Raw genomic sequence first — 18,258 nt, 5'->3', positions numbered from 1 at the left:
AGAGATCTTCATGTTCCCTCAATTGACGAATGAAGCCGCAGAGCAGGAGGCGCTCGCGGTCATCCATACGAACCACGGCCCGGTCAAGGTGAAGCTGTTCCGCGAACAGGCGCCGAAAACGGTCGAGAACTTCCTGACCCACGCCAGGAATGGCTATTATGACGGCATCATTTTCCACCGGGTCATCAAAGATTTCATGATCCAGGGCGGCGACCCGACAGGTACAGGCATGGGCGGGGAAAGCATCTACGGATCGACATTCGAAGATGAGTTCTCGCATGAGCTGTTCAACCTGCGCGGCGCGCTTTCCATGGCGAACGCCGGTCCTGGAACAAACGGCAGCCAGTTCTTCATCGTGCAGATGAAAAATACTCCGGCAGAAATGATCGCTCAGCTCGAGGGAGCCGGCTATCCGGCGGAAATCATCGAAGCGTACAAGGAGAAAGGCGGAACCCCTTGGCTCGACCACCGTCATACCGTCTTCGGACAAGTGGTCGAAGGCATGGACGTCGTGGACAAAATCGCCGATGTGAAAGTGGGCGCCCAGGACAAGCCCGCAGATGACGTGGTCATTGAATCGATCGAGATCCTAAAAAAGTGAGACCGGTCCTGCCTCCCGGGGCAGGGACCTACAAGGAAGTGAATGAAGATGGAAATGGTTCTGTTGATGCCGTTTCTTTATTTTCCCGAAGATAAGTCGCTTTATATTCCGGCATTCCTGACGCTGTTCCTGTTCATGGCACTCGGTTACGTATTCTTCCAGTGGATTCGCAAGAAATCCCGCCAGGAAGAAGAAAAGGCCCGGGAACTTGAAAAGCAAGTTCTTTCAGAACGCAACGCAAAACAGCCGCCTCGTCCATGAGGCGGCTGTTTTGCGTTCAGGTCAGTCGGTGAATGCTTTGATAAAGCGGGCGATCCCGTCCTCGACGGTTGATTTTGGCGCGGCGACGTTCATCCGGAGGAAGCCCCGGCCCGCTTCGCTGTATTTCGTGCCCGGCTCGAGAGCGAGTTTGCCTTTGTTCAGGAGCCGGTCCATCACTTCTTCTTCGGAAAGGCCGGTGCCCCGGTAATCGATCCAGAGGAGGTAGGTGGAGTCCGGCTTGTTGATTTTCACGCCGGGAACGGCTGCCGGAATTTCACGGATGACGAGATCCATGTTTTCCTCGATCACTTTGATCAGTTCTTCAAGCCAAGGGCCGCCTTCCTCGTAGGCTGCGGTGAGCGCGGCTGCAGCGAAGGCGTTCAGGTTGGAGTGCCCGTGGGCCATGGCGTTATGCTCCAGCTGCTGTCTGAGCTCAGTGTCTTCGGTGATCATGAGCGCCGCCTGCACACCGGCCAAGTTGAACGTCTTCGTCGGGGCGACGGATGTGACGATCTTGGCACCGGTCCCGTCCGCTGCGAGGGCCATCGGAATGTGCTTGTTGCCGCCGAGCATGAGATCTGCATGGATCTCATCGGAGAAAATGAGGACCCCTTTTTCTGCACAGATCCCGGCCATTTTCTTCAGATCCTCCCGGCTCCAGGCGAATCCGCCCGGATTATGGGGGTTGCACAGGATGAACAGCTTTACTTCATTATCTTCAATCGCCTGTTCAAACGACTCGAAATCGACCGAGTAAATACCGTCTTTTTCCCGGAGCGGATTCTGGACGACCACCCGGTCCTGGAGTGCCGGGATTGTGAAGAACGGTGGATAGACGGGGGTCGTGATCAGAACGTGATCCCCTTTTTCCGTGAATGTCTCGACAGCCGAGGCGATTGCCGGTACGACGCCGTGCTCAAATTGCATCCACTCATATTCCACTTTCCAATCGTGCCGGTTCAGCAGCCAGTCGGCCACAGCTTTCTTGCATCCATCACATATGTAGGAGTAGCCGAACACCGGGTGGTCCAGGCGTTCCTGCATCGCGCGGATCACCGGTTCCGGCGCGGCAAAGTCCATATCCGCGACCCACATCGGCAGAATGTCCGTGGCGTCCGCGACTCCATAAACTTCCTTCAACCGGTCCCATTTCACCGACCGGGTTCCCTTGCGTTCGATCGTTTCAGCGAAATTCCCCAAATCATTTCCCTCTCTTTCTTTTTCATGCGACTATTGTTATGATAACAGCATTCTATCGAATAAAAAAATGAAAATTCAGGTGAGACAGTGGATACAGTCGAAATGAACCGCTTCGCAGCGGACTTTTTAAAGCAGTGGGACCCGCTCGGACAAGGGGAGGATGCTTATGATGAGGAGATTGCGGATGTCATTGCCGCACTTCATGAAACCGGTCATCCTTCAGAATTGGCGAACCGGATCCGGCTCATTTACGAACATTCCCACGAATTTTGGATTCCGCTTGAATCCTGCATGGACATCGCATACAAGCTGATCGCGCTCAAGTATGGCGTCGTCTGTCCTGCATGAAAAAACCGCCGGTTGGCGGTTTTTTTCATTGCTCCGGAAATGATGAAGTTCCCGGCCGGGTGATGTTCCGGCCCGGTCGTTCGGTCCGTTATGACCTTGTGACAGCCATTCAGCCGGCGATCGTCGAAATGAAAATGACGAGAATCGCGACCGGGCAGACCCAGCCGGTTACCGCCCTCCACACAGAGGCGGAGGAAGATGATCCGCCCAGCTCTTCGTCGGTCGCGGCTTTTGTGAGAACATGGCCGGCGAAGAGCGAGATGAGAAAGGCGCCGATCGGCATGCCGAATTTGCTGACGATCGTATCGGCCAGGTCAAACGCGGGAAGGCCGAACAGCCGGACATCCGCCATGAGACCAAAGGAAAGTGCGCTCGGCAGTCCGATGATGAAAATGATCAGGCCATACACCCAGGCCGCACGCCGGCGCCGGTCGTACCGGTTCCGGATGCCGATCGATACTGTGATCTCCAGCATTGAAATCGATGAAGTCAGCGTCGCGAACAGCATGAGGACAAAGAATAACAGCATGAACCAGCCGCCAAACGGAATGTTCGCAAATATTCCGGGCAGGACGACGAAGATGAGTCCCGGGCCGTCCGCCGGCGAGCCGCCGAGCGCGAACACGGCGGGAAAGATGACAAGGCCGGCCAGGATGGAAATGAGGATATTGAGTCCGGTGACACTCCATGCCGACCTCATGAGGTTCTCTTCCTTCGGCAGATAGGAGGCGTAGGTGATCATCCCGCCGATCCCGACACTGAGCGAGAAGAATGCCTGGCCGAGAGCCAGCAGTGCGGTATGCCCGTTTAGGTACTGAAGATCCGGGACGAACATGAACCGGATTCCTTCCATGGCGCCGGGGAGGGTGAGGGATCTTGCCGCGAGGACGATGAACGACAAGAAAAGGAGCGGCATCATCCACCGGCTGGCCCGCTCGATCCCCGCCTTGATCCCGCCCGAGACAATCAGAATCGTCAGCAGCATGAATACGGCCTGCGCGGCCACCGCTTCAAGGGGATTGGCGATCACCTGATCAAAAAGCGCCCCGAAGTCATCCGGCCGGCCGCCCCCGGCGAGAAATGCCGCAGAACGGAACAGATACGAAAGGATCCATCCGCCGACGACACTGTAGAAAGACAGGATGACGATCGACAGGATGAACCCATTTTCCCGACCAGCGGCCAGACGGTCCCGGGAGCGAGCTTGCGAAAAGCAGTGACGGCATCCGCCTGGCCTCTCCGGCCGATGATGAATTCCGCGATCAAGATCGGCAGGCCGATCAGGACGGTGCTCAAGATGAACATGAAAATGAATACGCTGCCGCCGTTCATCCCGGCCATGTATGGGAATTTCCAGATGGCGCCCAGGCCGATGGCGCTCCCGGCCGCGGCCAGGATGAATCCGATCTTGGACGTCCATTGGTCTCGTTTTTCCATCGCTCCACCTCTTCAATGAAATTGATTCTCCCATTGTACATGAAGGCAAACGGAAAGAAAGGGGCTAATGGCCGATTTTCCCCGGGGGTGTCTGTTCGGCTCCTTGCGCTGATATAATAGCCATAGACAGGATGGGGGAACTTGTATGTTCAGGAAACGAAAAAAGATAGAGAACGACCTTCATAAAGTACGGATGGAAAGACGGCAGGCGTTGGAACCGCATCGTACCGGACTTGAACGGTTCATCCATCAGGACGGGGAGCCGGCAGGCAAAGTACGGGAAACCGCCGAAAGCATCTTGCGGGAAGCAGCGGAAAAAGATGAAGCCGGCCGGGCAGTCCTTTATCAAATCTTCTGCATCCGGACGGGCGAGCGGGCGGCCGTGGACGAATCCGAAGTTTTCCGCTTTCCCGAAGATGAATTCCTTCACTGGTCGATCACCGGGCTTCCGGCAGACGAGCGCCGCGCTTTGCTCCTGCTGGACTTCCACGGGTTCGGCGCCGAAGAGGCAGGAGAGATTCTCGGATGCAGCCCGGAAGAGGCACTTCAAAAAAGGGAAAAGGCCGCCGGAATGTTGGCGGAAAGTGATGGAATCGATCATCTCCGGAGCAGGGAATCACTCTTGAAAAAAGCGTATGAACGCATTTCATTTCCCGCTCCGGAAGCTGCGGAAACACCGGAAGATCCTCCGGTGGCCGAGCCCGCCCGGTCCCGTTCCAGGCGTACATGGCCGGTCTTCGCCGCCGGGGCCGTTGCACTTCTCTTGATCGCCGCCACGTTTTATCTGTCGTCTCGGACCGGTCCGGTGGATGAGGCCTACCTCGAACAGCTCAAGGAACGTTATGACGGGGAAGTGGAGGCTTTCCGGGTGAAGGCCGGAGTGAAGAAAGAGGGGCTCACCGGCCTGTTCACGCTGGAAGAGGCCAATCGCCGGTTTTCGGATCTCCGGCTGAAGGAGGAGCACGATCTCCTCAAGGGCGAGCCGGCCGACAGGCGGAAAGTGGAGAAAGATTACCAGGAAATCGTCCATTACCTGGATTTTCCGTCGGAGCTGGCTAGTCGTCTGAAACGGAACAGCCTGACGGAGGATTTCAATAAAAGCTGGGAGCTGTATGAGTTATTCAACATGAGAAGGTGGGAGCTCGGCGGGTCGGTCATGGACCGCATCGACGAGTATCCGGAGTATTTCCAGAAAGCCGTCCGGGAAGGCGAGTTTGATGAAAAACGGTTTTATGCAAGCTCGGCGGATTATCCGGAGCGCTTGCGGAACACGGCTGCCATGATGAAGTCGGAGGGGTACGAACTTGGAGTGATGAAAGCGGATGGACAGGAGATCCTGACCATTATCCGCTTTCCTTCCCTGCTTGAAGAATCCGGTCAGCTTCATCCGTCGGTCGCCGGCTACGTCCGCATGATGGAGAAGATGACCGCTGCGGAACTGGGAACTGCAGATTACCCGCTCCAGGAAATGGCCGCTGATCTCGGCGAGCTGGAAAGGCTTTCCGCTTTGGAGAACGAGTCTTCCCCGGGCGGCTATGAGACGAGGTCGCTTGCCGTCCACCTTTTCAGCGAGCTTATTTTCGGCAGCGGGGGAAACCAGGTGTTCGGGCCGGATGGAACAGTGGAACCCGCCAGGCGGGAGGCCTGGCGAACGCTTGTCGCTCTTGGGGATGAATCCCCTGCCGCACGGCTCATCGGCCCAGTCGTTTCTGAGATGGAGGCGTCCGGCTGGCGGAAATCAGCCGCCTACAACCGGCTCGGCAACACGGGATACCTCGACCTGCTGGCCGGTGTAAGGGAAGGAAATTATGAAGACACGGGCGGATTCCAGCCGCAGTCCGTCTATCTGCCGGAAAATCCTTTCGAGGCGCGTGCGGAAATGCTGTACGAAGAAATACAGTCGGCCGACGACCAAACGATCTTGGCGGACGAATCGCCGGTCATGATCGCCGTCCTCTACGGAATGGCCGTCCATCAGCAGGATGAAAACATGATGCAGAAGCTCACCGGCGGCCGCGTCCCTTCGGAGGCCGGTGAAAAAGCGGCGCAATTGATCGCCGGAGGAATTGGCGGGGGAGACGTGACTGTCACCTTCTCGCCGCAGGAAGTCGAAACTTCGGATACGGGAATCCATGCGTCCGTCACGGTCATGAATGATCACGACGGAGGGGTGTATAAGCTTTGGCTTGATTATTCCGCGTCCGGCGTCTGGACCGTCGATCCGACGTCTCCCGACTGACCGCCGTCCGGTCATCTTTGCCGGTGGGAGAGGCCTATGGTATAATTTGCAATGGCCGAACAGGCAGATCGGATAAACCAAAATGATTGGGAGCGGTAACATGGCAGGAACGTATAAAAAAGGAGACGTGGTGACGGGAAAAGTCGCCGGCATCCAGCCGTACGGCGCCTTCATCGCGCTCGACAAAAACACACAGGGACTCGTCCATATTTCAGAAATCACGTACGGATTCGTGAAAGACGTGAATAACTATCTGTCCGTCGGGCAGGAAGTGACCGTGAAGGTGCTCGACGTCGATGAGCAGGCGGGCAAGATCAGCCTCTCGATCCGCGCGCTCCAGGAACAGCCGCCGGCGTCCCGGCGCGAGGAACGGCCGAGACGCTCTCTCCAAGACCGGATCGACGAGCGCGATGCCGACGGCTTCAACACACTCCGTGACAAATTGCAGGACTGGATCCGGCAATCCGGACAATAAGACAAGATGAAAAAGCGGGGCTGATCAGATCAGCTCCGCTTTTTCATATGCCGTTTTTCAGCTTTTTCAAGTGGTATTGCAAGTTTTGCCGGCTCATCCCGAGCGCCTGCGCCGCCTTCGTCACATTGCCCTCGAATACATTCATCACCTTGGACAGATAATACTCTTCAGCCTCCCGCAAATACTGGTCGAGCGGCAGGAAATCATTCCCTTCCTGGATGACGAAGTCTTGCGGCCGCTTGGCGGGAGAGAAACCTTCCTGGACTTTCAGCTTGAAGTGATGGGGCAGGAGGTCATAGGTGATCTCGGTTTCGGTCGTGAGCACGGACGTGATTTCATCAAGCAGCAGCTCGACTTCCTTGAGATTGCCCGGCCATCTGTATGATTCAAATGTCTGACGGACCTCCGGAGAAAGACCATGTACGGCCGACCCGAATCTCCGCCGGTGCCGGTCCAGATAGTCGTCGATGAACGGCCAGAGATCCGCCATCCGCTTGCGCAGGGGAGGGATATAAATGGTGATGGAGGAGAAAAAGTAATACAGCTCCTTCAGCAAGCCCCCTTCGGCGATCAGGTCGATGGCGTCTCCGCCGATGCTGGCGATGAATTGCCGGGATCCGTCTTCCAGCCGGCCGAGTTCCCGGAGCAATTCCTCCTGCATCCTCATTCCTGCCAGATCGATCCGGTCGCAGAAGACCGTGCATTCGGGCACTTCCTGGATCCGTTCCATCGTCTGCCGTAGGTCCTGGGTGTCCAGCGCCGGGCAAAACAGCGTGAAGTATGGTTTGCCTGCGTACGCAGATCCGTTGTGCAGGGCGCCCGCAATCAAGTCCTTGCCCGTGCCGGTCTCTCCGGTGAGAAGAACAGGCAGCTTGGCGGCGGCCGCTTTTTTCGCCGTGGCCACCACCGCTTCCATCGCCGCACTTTCGGCCGTGATGGAGGAGAACGAAATTTTTTCATCATAGGTCCGGAGCGGCTGATGGACGAACTTCTCGAGAGCCGTCACATCGCGGGCCAGTTCGACGGCGCCGATCAGGCCGGACGGGCCATTCACGGGATACGTATCATTGACTGTCGTGATCTCCTGCCCGTTCCGGTTCCAGTAGGTCTGTTTGGCATTTTGGACCGGAATTCCGCTCTTCAGCACTTTCATGAGCGTGCTCTCGTCTTTCCCGAACCGGAAAAGGTCCAGGACGGTCCGGTCTGTCAGCTCGGCAAGCTCCAGTCCTTCAATTTGCTTCATCTTTTCATTATAAATGACGGTCTTTCCGCTCAGATCGACGGCATGGATGCCGACGGCCGCGTGTTCGACGGCGAACTCATAGAAAGGCCATAATGCTTCTTTTCCGGGTGTCATGGTCCACCTCTGACTGTTTTTTTGCGTCAATCAAATAATAAGACTTGAAATTCGCAACGATCTTTTGCATTATTATAAGTGTGAAAAGAAAAGAGTGCAAATATATTTAGCGCTCCCATGAACATAACAAAGGAGGATCACCATGATTCCATACAAGCACGAACCACTCACGGATTTCAAGATCGAGGAGAACCGCAAAGCCTACGAACAAGGCTTTGAAGTCGTGAAAGAATACCTCGGCATGGATGTTCCGCTCATCATCAACGGAGAGCGCATCATGACGGACGACAAGATGGTTTCCTTCAACCCGTCCAACCGCGAGGAAATCATCGGCAACGTATCCAAGTGCTCCCGCGAGCTCGCTGAAAAGGCAATGACGGCTGCGGATGAAACGTTCAGCACATGGAAAAAGGTCAAGCCGGAAGTCCGCGCTGACATCCTCCTCCGCGCAGCGGCCATGGTCCGCCGCCGCAAGTTCGAATTCTCGGCTCTCCTTTCCAAAGAGGCAGGCAAGCCTTGGCCGGAAGCGGACGCAGACGTTGCGGAAGGCATCGACTTCCTCGAGTACTACGCACGCCAGATGGTCGCCATGAAAGATGGCGTTCCGGTCAACCAGCGTCCCGGCGAGTCGAACCGATTCGGCTACATCCCGCTCGGCGTGGGGATCGTCATCTCCCCTTGGAACTTCGCATTCGCCATCATGGCGGGAACAGCGGTCGCAGCTGCCGTAACAGGCAACACCGTGCTCCTCAAGCCGGCTTCGGCAACAGCCGTCGTCGCATACAAGTTCGTTGAGCTGATGGAAGAAGCAGGCCTGCCTGCCGGCGTCATCAACTTCGTACCGGGCTCCAGCTCCGAAATCGGCGACTACCTCGTCGACCACCCGCGCACCCGCTTCGTCTCCTTCACGGGCTCCCGCAAAGTCGGAACACGGATCTTCGAACGTGCGGCGAAAGTACAGGAAGGCCAGATCTGGCTCAAGCGCGTCATCGCTGAAATGGGCGGGAAAGACACGATCGTCGTGGACAGCGACGCGGATCTTGAACTCGCAGCCCAGTCGATCGTCAAGTCGGCATTCGGCTTCAGCGGCCAGAAGTGCTCTGCATGCTCGCGTGCGGTCATCGTCGAAGACGTCTACGACGAAGTGCTTGAGCGCGTAGCGGAACTGACGAAAGAACTGACAGTCGGCGATCCTGTCGACTACTCGAACTTCATGGGACCTGTCATCGACAAGGCGTCTTACGACAAAATCCTCGAATACGTTGAAATCGGCAAGGAAGAGGGCCGTCTCGTCCTCGGCGGCACCGGCGACGACTCGAAAGGCTACTTCGTGAACCCGACGATCATCGCAGACCTCGATCCGAAAGCCCGCGTCATGCAGGAAGAGATCTTCGGACCTGTCGTCGGCTTCACAAAAGCCAAGGACTTCGACGAAGCGATCGACATTGCGAACAACACGGATTACGGCCTGACAGGCGCAGTCCTCTCGAACAACCGCTTCCACCTCGAAAAAGCGCGCGAGGACTTCCACGTCGGCAACCTGTACCTCAACCGCGGCTGCACGGCTGCAGTCGTCGGATACCAGCCGTTCGGCGGATTCAACATGTCGGGCACGGACTCGAAAGCGGGCGGTCCTGACTACCTGCAGCTCCACATGCAAGCAAAATCCGTATCGGAAGTATTCTGATCCCGGATCAACCGAAAAGCCGCAACACACAAAAGAAGACGGGCGCACCTGATTGTGCCCGTCTTTTTCAAAGGAGGATAACACGATGACAGTCACACAACAGATCATTGAGCAAACAGAGAAATACGGTGCGAAGAACTACGTTCCGCTGCCGATCGTCATTTCCGAAGCGGAAGGCGTATGGGTGCAAGACCCGGAAGGCAACAAGTACATGGACATGCTGTCGGCTTACTCGGCAGTCAACCAGGGACACCGCCATCCGCATATCATCAAAGCGCTCAAAGACCAGGCTGACAGAGCCACGCTCACGAGCCGTGCTTTCCATAACGACCAGCTCGGCCCATGGTATGAAAAAGTAAGCAAGCTCACGGGCAAGAACATGGTCCTGCCGATGAATACAGGCGCAGAAGCCGTAGAAACAGCATTCAAGGCAGCACGCCGCTGGGCTTACGACGTCAAAGGCGTTGAAGAAGGAAAAGCTGAAGTCATCGTCTGCAACGGCAACTTCCACGGCCGCACGATGACGGCTGTCTCCATGACATCCGACCCTGAATACAAGCGCGGCTTCGGTCCGCTGCTTCCGGGGATCGTCCACATTCCTTACGGGGATATCGATGCCCTCAAGGCGGCCATCAATGAAAACACAGCGGCCATCATCCTGGAACCGATCCAAGGCGAAGCCGGCATCATCATTCCTCCTGAGGGCTTCCTCAAAGGGGTGCGCGAAGTATGCAGCGAGAAAAACGTCCTCTTCATCGCCGATGAAATCCAGGCGGGCCTCGGCCGGACCGGCAAAATGTTCGCGTGCGACTGGGAAGGCGTAAAGCCTGATATGTACATTATGGGGAAAGCGCTCGGCGGCGGCGTCCTGCCGATCTCCTGCGTGGCTGCGGACGAAGACATCCTCGGCGTATTCAATCCCGGATCCCACGGTTCGACGTTCGGGGGCAACCCGATGGCATGCGCAGTCTCCATCGCAGCGCTCGAAGTTCTCGAGGATGAGCACCTTGCAGACAGGGCGCAGGAACTCGGCGAATACTTCAAAGGCGAACTGAAGAAAATCGACAACAAAGAGATCAAAGAAGTCCGCGGCCGCGGATTGTTCATCGGCGTGGAACTGCACGGCGAGGCCCGTCCTTATTGCGAAAAGCTGAAAGAACTCGGCCTGCTCTGCAAGGAAACGCATGACACGGTCATCCGCTTTGCCCCTCCGCTCGTCATCACGAAAGAGGATCTCGACTGGGCGCTCGGCAAAATCCGTGAAGTCTTCTCGGCTTAAGGATTTTGTGAAGGATATGTGAATCTTGCCGGCGTTATATGTTACAATAATGCCGAGCATCCCATTATGATTTAAAGAGGCGAATCAAGACTATGAGCGATAACGTGAACCTAGTAACTTCGACGCAGGAAGTCATCCACGAGGCTTTGAGCCGACTGGGCTATGATGAAGGCATGTACGACCTTCTCAAAGCGCCGATCCGCATGACCGAAGTCCGCATTCCGATCAAGATGGACGACGGAAAAGTGAAAGTCTTCACCGGATACCGGGCCCAGCACAATGACGCGGTCGGACCGACAAAAGGCGGCGTGCGTTTCCACCCGGGCGTAACGGCCGATGAAGTCCGTGCCCTTTCAATGTGGATGACGATGAAAGCCGGCATCGTAGACCTGCCGTACGGCGGCGGTAAAGGCGGCATCATCTGCGATCCGCGCGAGATGTCGATGGACGAACTGGAACGGCTCAGCCGCGGCTATGTCCGTGCGCTCAGCCAGGTCATGGGGCCTGCCAAGGACATCCCGGCTCCAGACGTCATGACGAACGCACAGATCATGGCATGGATGATGGACGAATACAGCCGCATTGACGAATTCAACTCCCCGGGCTTCATCACGGGCAAGCCGATTGCACTCGGCGGCTCGCAGGGACGCGACCGTGCAACTGCGGAAGGCGTCATCATCGCCCTCCGGGAAGCGGCAAAAGTCCGCGGCCTGGAAGTGGAAGGCGCACGGGTCGTCATCCAAGGGTTCGGGAATGCCGGCAGCTATCTGTCGAAGTTCCTTCACGATGCAGGGGCGAAAGTCATTGCAATCTCCGATGCCTACGGCGCGCTTCATGATCCGAACGGCCTGGATATCGATTATCTGCTCGACCGTCGCGACAGCTTCGGCACCGTGACGACGCTGTTCGACGAGACGATTACGAACGAAGAGATGTTCAAGCTCGACTGCGACTTCCTCGTTCCTGCAGCTCTCGAAAACCAGCTCAACGCGGACAATGCGCATGACATCAAGGCGAAGATCGTTGTTGAGGCGGCAAATGGTGCCACGACGGCAGAAGCGACGAAGATTCTCACTGAGCGCGGAATCTTCATCGTTCCGGACGTCCTGGCAAGTGCCGGCGGCGTCACCGTTTCCTACTTCGAATGGGTACAGAACAACCAGGGCTACTACTGGACCGAAGAAGAAGTCCATGACCGTCTGTACAAGAAGATGACGGAGGCGTTCGAAAACGTCTATACGACTGCGCAGAACCGCAATATCGACATGCGTCTTGCCGCATACATGGTCGGCATCCGCAGAACTGCAGAAGCTGCACGCTTCCGCGGTTGGGCGTAAGGATCAGAAAAGAAGACAGGGCCGTTCCCGTTAATCGGGAGCGGTCCTGTCTTTGTCTTCCATCAATCCCGCCGGCGGACGGTACTGCCACTCATGTTCGTCGGAACCGCCGCGAGCGCCTTTCCCCCTGCCGCCAGGGAAGAGATAGCCGAGACTGGCGACACCCGCAAGGGCAATCAGCCCGTAAAGGAATCTGGCGAACCCGCTGTCCCGGCCTCCTGAGAGGTCTGCGACGATGTCAAATCCAAGGAGCGCCTCCAGCCCCCAGTTCAATGCGCCGATGATGGCGACGGCGAGTGCAATCTTCCTGAATGTTTCCATCGGATCACCTCCTCCGTTCATCATGAACCGAAGAGGGGTGTTTTATGCAGCAGGGCGTGCCGGTTGGCATAGAGTCCGCGGAAATGAGAAAATGCATGGGAAGAAGAAGGAGGAGAACCGATGAAACCATTTACTTTCCAGAACCCGGTGAAGCTGATTTTCGGCAAGGGACAGATCGGCAAGCTCAAAAAAGAACTGCAGCCGTACGGCAACAAAGTGCTGCTCGTCTACGGCGGCGGCAGCATCAAGCGAAATGGTGTGTATGACGATGTCATGCAGGTCCTCGGTGAAGCGGGGATGGAAGTACACGAACTGCCGGGTGTCGAGCCGAATCCGCGGGTCACGACAGCCGCAAAAGGGGCGGAAATCTGCAGGGAAAAAGGAATCGACGTCCTTCTTGCCGTCGGCGGGGGTTCGGTCATCGACTGCACAAAGCTGATCGCGAGCGCTGCCAAATATGACGGCGATCCCTGGGACCTGGTAACAGGAAAGGCTTCGGCGAAAGAGGCGCTTCCTTTCGGCACGGTCCTCACGATTGCCGCGACCGGATCAGAAATGAACGCCGGATCGGTCATCACGAACGATGAAACACAGGAGAAATATGGCTGGGGCGGTCCGCTCAACTTCCCGAAATTCTCCATCCTCGATCCATCCTACACGGTCAGCGTTCCGGAAAACCAGACGGTCTATGGCATCGTGGACATGATGTCCCATATTTTCGAGCAGTATTTCAACAATGCCGACAACACGCCGGTCCAGGACGAGATGTGCGAGGGCGTGCTCCGGGCAGTCTTGCGGACGGCACCGGATCTGATGAAGGATCCCGGCAATGTCGACCTCAGGGAAACGATCATGTACGCCGGAACCATTGCGCTAAACAAGTTCCTGGAGATGGGCTACCAGGGGGACTGGGGTTCCCATGACATCGAGCATGCGGTTTCGGCGATCTACGATATCCCCCATGCTGGCGGCCTGGCGATTCTTTTCCCGGAATGGATGAAATTCAATGTCGAAAAAGGGACCAAGCCGGAGCGCTTTGCCCAACTCGCGGTGAACGTCTTCGGCGTTGACCCGGAAGGGAAGGCGCCTGAAGAAACCGCACTTGAGGGAATCGGAAGGCTGCGTGACTTCTGGACTTCGATCGGTGCGCCGGAGAAACTTTCAGATTACGGCATCGGCGATGAGAGCATCCGGCTCATGGCAGAAAAGGCATCGGTCCACGGGCCGCTCGGCAACTTTGCCCGGCTGAACACGGACGAAATCGAGACGATCCTGAGAAACAGCTTATAAAAAAGAAACCGGGGAGGGCCGATGCCTTCTCCGGTTTCTTCTGTCCGGTTGTTTTTAAATTTGCGGCTTTCCGGGCTGGGTGCTTTTTCCCGGCCGCGTGAAGGTCCGGATCCCGTCGTCCTCGTCGAAAGAGATGGTGACGTCCGCCACGTTCTTCTGGCTGCAGACAACGTCCAGGAGACGGTCCCGGATATCGTCGACCTCGGCGAATGAGAGCGTCGGATCCACCTCAACGATAATCTCCACATGGAGAACCTCGCCTTCCTTGATGACTTCCACTTTCTGCAGATCGCGGACATCCTCATCATCCGAAAGCAGGTTGGCGATATGGGCGAGCATCTCCTCGTCGGTCTCGCCGATCGCCCCCCGCGCGTTTTCAAGGAAGATGATCCCGACCACGTAGAACATCATCCCGCCGATCAGGATGGAGGCCACTCCTTCCGTCCAACCGAGTCCGAAGAACTTCGCCAGCACGACGGCAACAAGTGCAAGCAGACCGCCGGCCGTTGCAACCGTATCTTCCATGAAGACAAGCTTCGTTGCCGGCCTGGCGTATTTCAGATTCTTGAACCCCTTCGTCACGGGGGCGAGGGGACCTCCCTCGACGCCTGCATCATGGAGAATCTCTTTTCCGGCTTTGTAGAGCACGGTGAACTCCAGCAACGTCGCCGCGAGAAGAATCGAGAAGGTGATCCAGAAACCGCCGGAGACGGCCGGATGGACGATATGGTGCCAGCCTTCGATGATCGTCTCATACGCCATGATCCCGACGATGACGACCGCAAACAGGCAGACCAGGTTGACGATCCGGCCGAACCCGTTCGGAAATCTGGGGGTCGGCGCCTTTTTGGATAAAGCCGAACCGACATAGACGAAGTACTGGTTTGCCGCATCCCCGAAGGAGTGCATCGTTTCAGCGAATAGGGCCACGTTTCCGGTGAACAGAAAGCCTGCCCCCTTCAAAAAGGCAATGATCGTATTGACGACCGCGGCCAGCAGGGAAGGCTTGTTCCCGTTTTTCAACAGCTTCCAAAGTTCTTTCATAAATGAACCTCCGTTTATGAGAGTATGTCGAGTTCGACTGATTTGATGTAATCGAGTGCTTGGAGTTCTGCATAGACGGTCCCCGGGTCGATTTTCGGCGGGATCGCCAGTCTGGCGGAGAGCTCATGTCCGGAGAATCGGCCATCCGTGTGGAGAGTGGTCATCCGGACCTTCTCAACGGAGTATCCGGGCGCGGACAGAAGATCGACCACCCGTTTGATATCTCCTTCATCGGTGAGGGTGACGATGAGCAAAAGCTCCCGCATCCTGAGCCGTTTCGGTCCCATGATGTTCATCAGCGGCGGCAGGAACTCGATGGCGAACATGACAATGCCGACGGCGACGGCGGCCTCGATATAAAATCCGGCCCCGACGGCAATTCCGATACCGGCCGCGCCCCAGATCATGGCGGCGGTAGTCAGTCCGGTGATGTTATCGTTGCCGCGCTTGAGGATGACGCCGGCACCCAGAAAGCCGATCCCTGAAACGATCTGCGCTGCCAGTCGCAACGGATCCATCGTAATATTGATGTCGTCTCTCGCGGGGGTGGAATAGGCGGTCTCGATTGAGATGATTGTCAGCAGACAGCTGAAAGTGGCGATGACGACGCTTGTTTTCAGGCCGACCGGCTTGCGTTTCAGTTCCCGCTCAATCCCGATCACCAGGCTGAGGAGTGCCGACAGGCCCAGCTTCATGAAAGTATCGGTCAGCAGAGAAGGTGACATCATCCAAAACTCCACAGAAATCCCCCCTTCTTTTGGTGATGGGCAACCGGGCCCTTTTCGTGGTAGGCTATCTTTTGTGTCCTCTTTTTTCAGATACCCCAAACCAGGCAGCATGAAGACTCATCAGTAAGGAAGTGCAACAAAATTGGAAAAGCCGCCGATTCACCCATCAATCCCCATCATCATCGGGGTCATCACCGTTTCGATGTCCGCAATCTTTGTCAAGCTGACGACCGCGGAAGCAGGAGCGATCGCCTTTTATAGGATGCTTTTCTCCGTACTCATACTGGCTCCCGCGTTTTTCTCCCGTCATCTCCATGAACTCCGGATCCTGCGGAAGCGGGATTGGATCTTTTCGGCCGTCGCCGGTGTCTTTCTGGCTTTTCATTTCATTCTATGGTTCGAATCGCTGAATTACACATCCGTCGCAAGTTCGACAGTGCTTGTAACACTCCAGCCGCTGTTCGCATTCGCCGGAACTTACTTCTTCTTCAAGGAGAGACTCACCGTCAAGACGCTTCTTTCCGGAGCGATCGCCATCGCGGGGAGCGTCCTGATCAGCTGGGGGGATCTCCGCGTCAGCGGGGAGGCGTTCTATGGGGATATGCTTGCGCTGATCGCGTGCGCGCTCATCACCGGCTACCTCCTGTTCGGCCAGGATGTGAGGCAGCGCATCACTCTTGTGACCTATACATTCATCGTTTACGGGATCAGCACAGTCGCCCTGTTTTTCTATGTGTTGCTGAAAGGGGAAAGCTTTGGCCCTTATCCGCCGTCGGACTGGATGTGGTTTGCGCTGCTTGCCCTGCTGCCGAACCTGTTCGGGCATTCTCTGTTCAATTGGGCTCTCCGGTGGGTGAGCACGAATGTCATCTCGATCGCCATCTTGTTTGAACCGGTCGGTGCTGCCATACTCGCTTATTACGTGTTCGGAGAGAAGCTCATCGGGACACAGATCGCCGGGGGACTGGTCGTCCTTGCGGGGATTGTACTCTTTGTAGTGGATGGAAGGAAAATCAGAAAACTCTTTTTTGCAAAGAGGGGTTGATTTCCTTCCCCGCCATGGGGTATAGTAGTTCTTGTCCTCAGGACGCCGGCTAAAACCGGTTGAAAAAAAGTGTTGACACACCGGACTGAGGGTGTTAAGATAATAAAGTCGCCAAAACGAGAAACGCAACGGCGCNTGGGCAACCGGGCCCTTTTCGTGGTAGGCTATCTTTTGTGTCCTCTTTTTTCAGATACCCCAAACCAGGCAGCATGAAGACTCATCAGTAAGGAAGTGCAACAAAATTGGAAAAGCCGCCGATTCACCCATCAATCCCCATCATCATCGGGGTCATCACCGTTTCGATGTCCGCAATCTTTGTCAAGCTGACGACCGCGGAAGCAGGAGCGATCGCCTTTTATAGGATGCTTTTCTCCGTACTCATACTGGCTCCCGCGTTTTTCTCCCGTCATCTCCATGAACTCCGGATCCTGCGGAAGCGGGATTGGATCTTTTCGGCCGTCGCCGGTGTCTTTCTGGCTTTTCATTTCATTCTATGGTTCGAATCGCTGAATTACACATCCGTCGCAAGTTCGACAGTGCTTGTAACACTCCAGCCGCTGTTCGCATTCGCCGGAACTTACTTCTTCTTCAAGGAGAGACTCACCGTCAAGACGCTTCTTTCCGGAGCGATCGCCATCGCGGGGAGCGTCCTGATCAGCTGGGGGGATCTCCGCGTCAGCGGGGAGGCGTTCTATGGGGATATGCTTGCGCTGATCGCGTGCGCGCTCATCACCGGCTACCTCCTGTTCGGCCAGGATGTGAGGCAGCGCATCACTCTTGTGACCTATACATTCATCGTTTACGGGATCAGCACAGTCGCCCTGTTTTTCTATGTGTTGCTGAAAGGGGAAAGCTTTGGCCCTTATCCGCCGTCGGACTGGATGTGGTTTGCGCTGCTTGCCCTGCTGCCGAACCTGTTCGGGCATTCTCTGTTCAATTGGGCTCTCCGGTGGGTGAGCACGAATGTCATCTCGATCGCCATCTTGTTTGAACCGGTCGGTGCTGCCATACTCGCTTATTACGTGTTCGGAGAGAAGCTCATCGGGACACAGATCGCCGGGGGACTGGTCGTCCTTGCGGGGATTGTACTCTTTGTAGTGGATGGAAGGAAAATCAGAAAACTCTTTTTTGCAAAGAGGGGTTGATTTCCTTCCCCGCCATGGGGTATAGTAGTTCTTGTCCTCAGGACGCCGGCTAAAACCGGTTGAAAAAAAGTGTTGACACACCGGACTGAGGGTGTTAAGATAATAAAGTCGCCAAAACGAGAAACGCAACGGCGCGATGAACCTTGAAAACTGAACAGCAAAACGCTGATAATTTCGTTCCCGGATCCCGACCCCGTCGGGTGAACGGAACACATGATTCGGACATATCAAGCAGATATGCCAGCAACAAAGTATGAGCTTACTCATACTCTTCGTCAGTGTGTGAGATGCGAACAGGCCGAGGAAGCGAGCGAGTGAACACCGGAGTGTACATCACGTACATGAGGATGTGAACGAGCGAAGCTGACGACGGCATGCGAAGCAGATCGCGCGCTGATCTTATGGAGAGTTTGATCCTGGCTCAGGACGAACGCTGGCGGCGTGCCTAATACATGCAAGTCGAG

At 56.1% G+C, this 18,258-nt stretch carries 16 protein-coding genes, 1 rRNA gene and 1 pseudogene; 12 read left to right on the top strand and 6 right to left on the bottom strand.

Annotated elements, in window-relative coordinates; all coding sequences use genetic code 11:
* Window positions 1-10 precede the first annotated feature (10 nt).
* Both BN1189_RS00520 and BN1189_RS00515 read left to right on the top strand, forming a co-directional pair.
* Complete coding sequence (locus BN1189_RS00520) at window positions 11-601, top strand: peptidylprolyl isomerase (RefSeq protein WP_040224588.1); 591 nt, start codon at window positions 11-13, stop codon at window positions 599-601.
* A gap of 48 nt (window positions 602-649) precedes the next feature.
* Window positions 650-862: a hypothetical protein gene (locus BN1189_RS00515; protein ID WP_040224586.1), complete on the top strand. Its 213-nt coding sequence runs from the start codon at window positions 650-652 to the stop codon at window positions 860-862.
* Between the two features lie 21 nt (window positions 863-883).
* On the opposite strand, the gene BN1189_RS00510 is transcribed toward BN1189_RS00515, so the two are convergent.
* Window positions 884-2,062, bottom strand: a complete 1,179-nt coding sequence (locus BN1189_RS00510; RefSeq protein WP_040224583.1) for a MalY/PatB family protein — start codon at window positions 2,060-2,062, stop codon at window positions 884-886.
* Between the two features lie 102 nt (window positions 2,063-2,164).
* On the opposite strand from BN1189_RS00510, the gene BN1189_RS00505 reads away from it, so the two are divergent.
* Window positions 2,165-2,410 carry a YugE family protein gene (locus tag BN1189_RS00505; RefSeq protein WP_257125348.1) on the top strand — a complete coding sequence of 82 codons (246 nt, stop codon included), beginning with the start codon at window positions 2,165-2,167 and terminating at the stop codon, window positions 2,408-2,410.
* A gap of 109 nt (window positions 2,411-2,519) precedes the next feature.
* On the opposite strand, the pseudogene BN1189_RS00500 reads toward BN1189_RS00505, so the two are convergent.
* Window positions 2,520-3,847: pseudogene (locus BN1189_RS00500) on the bottom strand (sodium-dependent transporter).
* 145 nt (window positions 3,848-3,992) lie between these two features.
* Here BN1189_RS00500 and BN1189_RS00495 point away from each other — a divergent pair.
* Complete coding sequence (locus BN1189_RS00495) at window positions 3,993-6,086, top strand: hypothetical protein (RefSeq protein ID WP_040224579.1); 2,094 nt, start codon at window positions 3,993-3,995, stop codon at window positions 6,084-6,086.
* Window positions 6,087-6,186: 100 nt separating this feature from the next.
* Complete coding sequence (gene yugI / locus BN1189_RS00490) at window positions 6,187-6,561, top strand: S1 domain-containing post-transcriptional regulator GSP13 (protein ID WP_040224576.1); 375 nt, start codon at window positions 6,187-6,189, stop codon at window positions 6,559-6,561.
* A gap of 43 nt (window positions 6,562-6,604) precedes the next feature.
* On the opposite strand, the gene BN1189_RS00485 is transcribed toward yugI, so the two are convergent.
* A complete protein-coding gene (locus BN1189_RS00485; protein ID WP_040224575.1) occupies window positions 6,605-7,918 on the bottom strand; it encodes a sigma-54-dependent Fis family transcriptional regulator in 1,314 nt (437 codons plus the stop codon).
* A gap of 142 nt (window positions 7,919-8,060) precedes the next feature.
* On the opposite strand from BN1189_RS00485, the gene pruA reads away from it, so the two are divergent.
* The 3 genes from pruA to BN1189_RS00470 all read left to right on the top strand — a co-directional run bounded on the left by pruA (window position 8,061) and on the right by BN1189_RS00470 (window position 12,221).
* Window positions 8,061-9,605 carry an L-glutamate gamma-semialdehyde dehydrogenase gene (gene pruA, locus BN1189_RS00480; RefSeq protein ID WP_040224572.1) on the top strand — a complete coding sequence of 515 codons (1,545 nt, stop codon included), beginning with the start codon at window positions 8,061-8,063 and terminating at the stop codon, window positions 9,603-9,605.
* A gap of 85 nt (window positions 9,606-9,690) precedes the next feature.
* Complete coding sequence (locus BN1189_RS00475; protein ID WP_040224570.1) at window positions 9,691-10,884, top strand: ornithine--oxo-acid transaminase; 1,194 nt, start codon at window positions 9,691-9,693, stop codon at window positions 10,882-10,884.
* 92 nt (window positions 10,885-10,976) lie between these two features.
* Window positions 10,977-12,221 (top strand): Glu/Leu/Phe/Val family dehydrogenase, encoded by a 1,245-nt coding sequence (locus BN1189_RS00470; protein WP_040224568.1) that lies wholly within the window; start codon window positions 10,977-10,979, stop codon window positions 12,219-12,221.
* A 30-nt stretch (window positions 12,222-12,251) separates the two neighbouring features.
* Here the strand turns inward: BN1189_RS00470 and BN1189_RS00465 are convergent, their stop codons facing one another.
* Complete coding sequence (locus BN1189_RS00465) at window positions 12,252-12,542, bottom strand: DUF378 domain-containing protein (protein ID WP_069201927.1); 291 nt, start codon at window positions 12,540-12,542, stop codon at window positions 12,252-12,254.
* A 120-nt stretch (window positions 12,543-12,662) separates the two neighbouring features.
* On the opposite strand from BN1189_RS00465, the gene BN1189_RS00460 reads away from it, so the two are divergent.
* Window positions 12,663-13,832: an iron-containing alcohol dehydrogenase gene (locus BN1189_RS00460; RefSeq protein ID WP_040224566.1), complete on the top strand. Its 1,170-nt coding sequence runs from the start codon at window positions 12,663-12,665 to the stop codon at window positions 13,830-13,832.
* Between the two features lie 54 nt (window positions 13,833-13,886).
* On the opposite strand, the gene BN1189_RS00455 is transcribed toward BN1189_RS00460, so the two are convergent.
* Window positions 13,887-14,876 carry a cation diffusion facilitator family transporter gene (locus BN1189_RS00455; RefSeq protein ID WP_040224564.1) on the bottom strand — a complete coding sequence of 330 codons (990 nt, stop codon included), beginning with the start codon at window positions 14,874-14,876 and terminating at the stop codon, window positions 13,887-13,889.
* A 14-nt stretch (window positions 14,877-14,890) separates the two neighbouring features.
* Complete coding sequence (locus tag BN1189_RS00450) at window positions 14,891-15,604, bottom strand: MgtC/SapB family protein (protein WP_040224848.1); 714 nt, start codon at window positions 15,602-15,604, stop codon at window positions 14,891-14,893.
* A 142-nt stretch (window positions 15,605-15,746) separates the two neighbouring features.
* On the opposite strand from BN1189_RS00450, the gene BN1189_RS00445 reads away from it, so the two are divergent.
* From BN1189_RS00445 to BN1189_RS00435, 3 genes are all read left to right on the top strand, one after another.
* Entirely contained in the window at window positions 15,747-16,649 is a 903-nt protein-coding gene (locus BN1189_RS00445; RefSeq protein ID WP_040224562.1) for a DMT family transporter, read from the top strand.
* Between the two features lie 242 nt (window positions 16,650-16,891).
* Window positions 16,892-17,794 (top strand): DMT family transporter, encoded by a 903-nt coding sequence (locus tag BN1189_RS00440; protein ID WP_040224562.1) that lies wholly within the window; start codon window positions 16,892-16,894, stop codon window positions 17,792-17,794.
* 398 nt (window positions 17,795-18,192) lie between these two features.
* Window positions 18,193-18,258 (top strand): 16S ribosomal RNA (locus tag BN1189_RS00435); the annotation flags it as partial.

The sequence above is a fragment of the Bhargavaea cecembensis genome, from assembly GCF_000826125.2.
GTDB classification, from domain to species: domain Bacteria; phylum Bacillota; class Bacilli; order Bacillales_A; family Planococcaceae; genus Bhargavaea; species Bhargavaea cecembensis_B.
The sequence above is the reverse complement of the archived record's forward strand: the minus strand, read 5'-3'. Positions and strand labels throughout refer to the sequence as shown.